Origin of the sequence: Thiocapsa sp. UBA6158, from assembly GCF_002423035.1 — a bacterium.
Lineage (GTDB): Bacteria > Pseudomonadota > Gammaproteobacteria > Chromatiales > Chromatiaceae > Thiocapsa.
In genome coordinates, this window is sequence record NZ_DIUM01000098.1 from 1 (window position 1) to 4,459 (window position 4,459).

The 4,459-nt window shown below is 62.5% G+C and carries 3 protein-coding genes; all 3 read left to right on the top strand.

What is annotated here, in order from left to right; all coding sequences use genetic code 11:
* Positions 1-1,485 (top strand): hypothetical protein (locus B4N44_RS13650; protein WP_296701739.1); only part of this gene is annotated, 1,485 nt, incomplete at its 5' end.
* Positions 1,482-4,010 carry a PglZ domain-containing protein gene (locus B4N44_RS13655; protein ID WP_296701741.1) on the top strand — a complete coding sequence of 843 codons (2,529 nt, stop codon included), beginning with the start codon at positions 1,482-1,484 and terminating at the stop codon, positions 4,008-4,010. The genes B4N44_RS13650 and B4N44_RS13655, both read left to right, overlap by 4 nt.
* Positions 4,000-4,459, top strand: a 460-nt coding sequence (locus B4N44_RS13660; RefSeq protein ID WP_296701743.1) for an anti-phage BREX system Lon protease BrxL, incomplete at its 3' end; no start/stop codon positions are given. The genes B4N44_RS13655 and B4N44_RS13660, both read left to right, overlap by 11 nt.

A 4,459-nucleotide genomic window follows, 5' to 3' on the forward strand; every position in this document is an offset into this window, starting at 1 on the left:
CGTCAACCGGACAGTAGTGATTTTCGACCTGGCTTCACGTGGCCGAATGCTACAACCTTGGGTATTTCAGTTCGAGTCCTCCCAAGAGGATGTATTTTTGGACATATGGGACCATCGGGTTTCCGGGATGGTGACGACCCCGAGGCATTATTCTCAATCATTGCGCTGACAAATAGCCGACCTTTTAGCATCCTGCTGGAGATGCAGTTAGCACTCGCAGCAGAAGGACGAAAGCATTACGAGGTTGGTCTTGTGAGGCAAACTCCGTTGCCACAAGTCAACGATGAAGTATCGCGAACCCTCGCCTCACTTGCTCGGCAGGCCTGGGCGCGAAAGAAATTCTTGATTTCAACGGTAGAGACGTCTCACGCCTTTGAGTTGCCGACTGCGCTACGTGGTCGTCTGGGAGGCTACGACCCGCTAGCAACACAGGCCGAGCTAGCTGATATCCAGGCAGAAATCGACAAGATCGCCTTTGACCTCTACGGCTTCAGTGATGCGGAGCGCACCGCAGCACTCGGGTCGTCTTGTTCGACAGACAAAGACTCAAGCGACGGTACTGAGGACGCAGACGATAGTGAAGACGACGATGGTGCTGAGGCGATCGACCAGACTGACGGTCTGCTCAGCTGGGCTGCTGGCGTCGCTTTCGGCCGTTTCGACTGGCGCTTGGCCACCGGTGAACGCGCAGCCCCTCCCGAGCCAGAATCCTTTGACCCGCTGCCCGCCAAAAGCCCCGGCATGCTATCCGATGGTACAGAGCCGTTCCATGCGCATTCCGAAATCCTGGCGGACGACCAGGGGCATCCGAATGACCTCGCCGGCTTGATCGAGGAAGTGCTCGCATGTGTCGAAGCCCCGGTGCCCGCCGACGTGCGCCGTTGGTTGCAACGCGACTTCTTCCCCCTGCACCTCAAGCAATACAGCAAGAGCCGCCGCAAGGCCCCGATCTACTGGCCGATCTCGACCAGTTCGGGCAGCTATACGCTCTGGCTCTACTATCCCAGCCTGACCGACCAGACCCTCTTTACTGCGGTCAACGACTTCATCGAGCCGAAGCTGAAGCAAGCCGGCCAGGGCGTCGCCGCCCTGCGCACCAAAGGCAGCGCCCGGTCCCGCGACGACGACAAAAACTTCGAGGCGCTCCAGGCCCTCGAGCTCGAACTGATCGAGCTGCGCGACACCCTGTTGGCAGTCGCCCAGACCTATCGCCCGAACCACGACGACGGCGTCCAGATCACCGCCGCTCCGCTCTGGCAGCTGTTCCGCCACAAGCCCTGGCAGAAAATCCTGAAGGACACCTGGGCCAAGCTGGAAAAGGGCGACTACGATTGGGCGCATCTTGCCATGGCCTACTGGCCAGACCGCGTGCGCGAGAAGTGCGATACCGACAAGTCGCTCGCCATCGCTCACGACTTGGAACACCTCTTCGTCGAGCCAGAACCCACAGAGGCCCGCAGTCGCAAGAAGGAGGCCGCTGCATGACCATCGCGGCCTTCATCCGGGAAGACATCTTCCGTGAGCGCCTGAAGAAAGCCTCGGCCCTGGTCGTCTACGATCCGGATCGCCGCTACCGGGACATCTGCGCGGCCATGGAGGATGACGCGACCGCGGTCGTCGATGCCAGCGAAAGCAGCATCGAGGCCCGAGAGGCCGCGATGCTCGCCTTCGCCTCCCTGGGCCGGCCGAACCATCCCCAGTTTCTGCTGGTCTATGTCCCCACGACGCCGCCTTTGACCGATGAGGCACGGCAGACCGACCCCTTCGCCGTCTATGTCGCCTGTGGCGCCCAGTTCCCCAGCGGCGATGGCGACGGGTTCGAAAGCCTGTGCCGGAAAGCCAAGCCCGACCACGCCACGGAACTCCTCCGTTTGTTCGCCGAGAACCCGTCCCCGTCCTTCGCGCTGATCGACAATATCGGCGGCGGCTTGTCGTGGCCGACATTGCGGACCTGCCTGAACGTCGAATCGGCGCGGGAAATCATCCTCGCGCTGCTGGCCCCCACGCCCCGGCAAGCAGAGCAGTTGAAGACGCAGGAAGGATGGGTGCCCGAGGCGAAGGCGCTCCTGGATCGTTCGCTCGGCCTGAAACTGATGACCCGGGGCAAGACGCTGACCCCGATCGCGGATGAGTTGTGGCGGTTCCTGCTGTTCAGTGAATTCGCGTTCAGCCTGCCCACTGGCCTGCCCGCCGCCCTGTCCAACGTGCCCCGCGCGCCGGATGTGGCGCGACCGACGATCGAGATGCTGTGCGACAAGCTGCGCGGCGATCCGGTGGCGCGAAGCGAATACATCACGCGCGCCGAGTTGGTCGAAGGCGAGCTGCGTCTGGCCGAAAGTTGCGCTGCGCTGGTCGACCTCGGGAATCGCGGCACGTTCCCGTTTGAGGAGCGGACGTCCCTGGCGGCCGCCGTGAAGGCGTTGCTGACCGAGGATATCGACGGCGCGCGGGTCGTCGTCGCGCGCCACGGCGGATCGGTGTGGGTCGGCAAGGGAGAGAGCCAGGCGCAATGGGGCCTGGTCGAGGCCGGGTTGCATCTGGTGGAGGCGAGCGAGGATGCCGATCGCCAGATCGTGGAGAACAGCCGCGGGCTGGACGCTCTGATCGGGTTCTATGCGTCGTCGCTGCGGGAAGTGGATCGGCTACAGCGGGAGTTCGAGCAGGCGGTCGGGGATTACGTCCCGGTTGATACGTCGCTGTCCGATGCGGTCGATTATTGCCGCCGGCGATATGCGCGGCTGGTGGAGAAGGTGCAGTCCTTGTTCACCCGGCATTTTGAGGCCACGGGATGGCCTCCGCCGGGTCGTCTGCCGAATGCTGATGTGTTCGACACGATCGTCGCTCCGATGTTGCAGGAGAGCGGGCGGAGGGTGGCGTTCATCATGGTGGACGCGCTGCGCTATGAGCTGGGCGTGACGTTGCACCGGCAGCTTGCGGAAACCGAGCAGGCCGAGATCCGGGTTGCCTGTGCTCAGCTTCCGAGCGTGACGCCAGTTGGCATGGCCTCCCTGCTGCCGAGCGCGGGGGGCGGGTTGCGAGTGATGCGGGACGGGGATGGGTTTTGCGTGACGCTGGACGGGGTGCGGATGGCGGGCGTTCCCAGCCGTATGCAGGTGCTGCGGGCGCGGTTCGGGGATCGGTTCGCGGAGACGCAGCTTGATACGTTCATCCGGGCCAAGGAGAAGGTGTCGGATGCGGTGGAACTGCTGGTGCTCCGGACGCTCGATATTGATGGGCATCTGGAGAATAACCCTTCGGGGACGCTGACCACGCTGAATTTGATCCACCAATCGTTGAAGGCGATCCGGCGGGCGGTTCACAAATTGAAGCAGGCGGGGTTCGCGGATGTGGTGATCGCGACCGATCACGGGTTCGTGCTGAATGCTCATGCTGAGGCGGGCGATGTCTGTGGCAAGCCCGCTGGCGGGTGGGCGGTCGTGCATGACCGCGCGCTGTTGGGGGAAGGGGAGGGCGATTCGGGCAACTTCGTGTTGGCGGCTGAGAAAGCAGGCGTGCGGGGCGATTTCCCGAAGCTGGGTGGTCCCCGGAGCATGGCGCCGTATCGCCGTGGGCTTCTGTATTTCCACGGCGGTGCGTCGTTGCAGGAGGTGGTTGTGCCCGTGATTACCGTGCGATTGAAGCAGGTTCGGCAGCCCGAGCTTGCGGCGGCGACGGTGGCTCTTTCCTACAAGAACGGAGCCAAGCGGGTGACGACGCGATTGCCCGTGGTGGACCTGGCGGTTGAAGGGGAGAACATGTTCTCCTTGGGCGAGACCTTTGAGATTTTGCTGGAGGCGCACAACAAGAAGGGGGAGACGGTGGGGGAGGCCAAGCGTGGGGGCGCGGTGGATGTCGCCACGGGGACTGTCACGCTGAAGCCGGGTGGGAAGGTGCAGGTGACGGTCAAGATGTCGATGGAGTTCGAGGGGCGGTTCACCCTCAAGGCCCTGAACCCGGTGACGATGGCGCAATACGCATCGCTGGACCTGGAGACAGACTATGCCGTCTGAGTACGTGATGGATGCTCTGGATACCAAGCTGAACGAGGTGTTCGATGGGAAGGTTGTCCGAAAAGACCTTCTGCATCGGATCAAGAAGGGGACGAACGTTCCGACGTTCGTCTTGGAGTTCCTGCTCGCCCGCTATTGCGCGAGCAACGACCCGGCGGAGATTCAGGAGGGCATGGAGGCGGTCCTGTCGACCCTTCATGAGAATTATGTGCGGCCGGATGAGGCGAATATCGCGCAGTCTCGCGTGGCGATGAAGGGCAAGCACAAGTTCATCGATAAGGTGCATGTGCGGTATGTCGAAAAGGAAAAGCGGCATTGGGCGTCGCTGGAGAATTTCGCGTCCCAGCGGATTGCGATTAGTGAGAAGTTCTACCGGGACAATGACCGTCTGCTTGAAGGGGGAATATGGGCCGAGGTCGTGATCGCCCCACGGCTGTTCAACGCTGACG

What these genes read in the sequence shown, in the direction of transcription:
- B4N44_RS13655 (WP_296701741.1), top strand. Translation starts at nt 1,482, where the DNA reads ATGACCATCGCGGCCTTCATCCGGGAAGACATCTTCCGTGAGCGCCTG.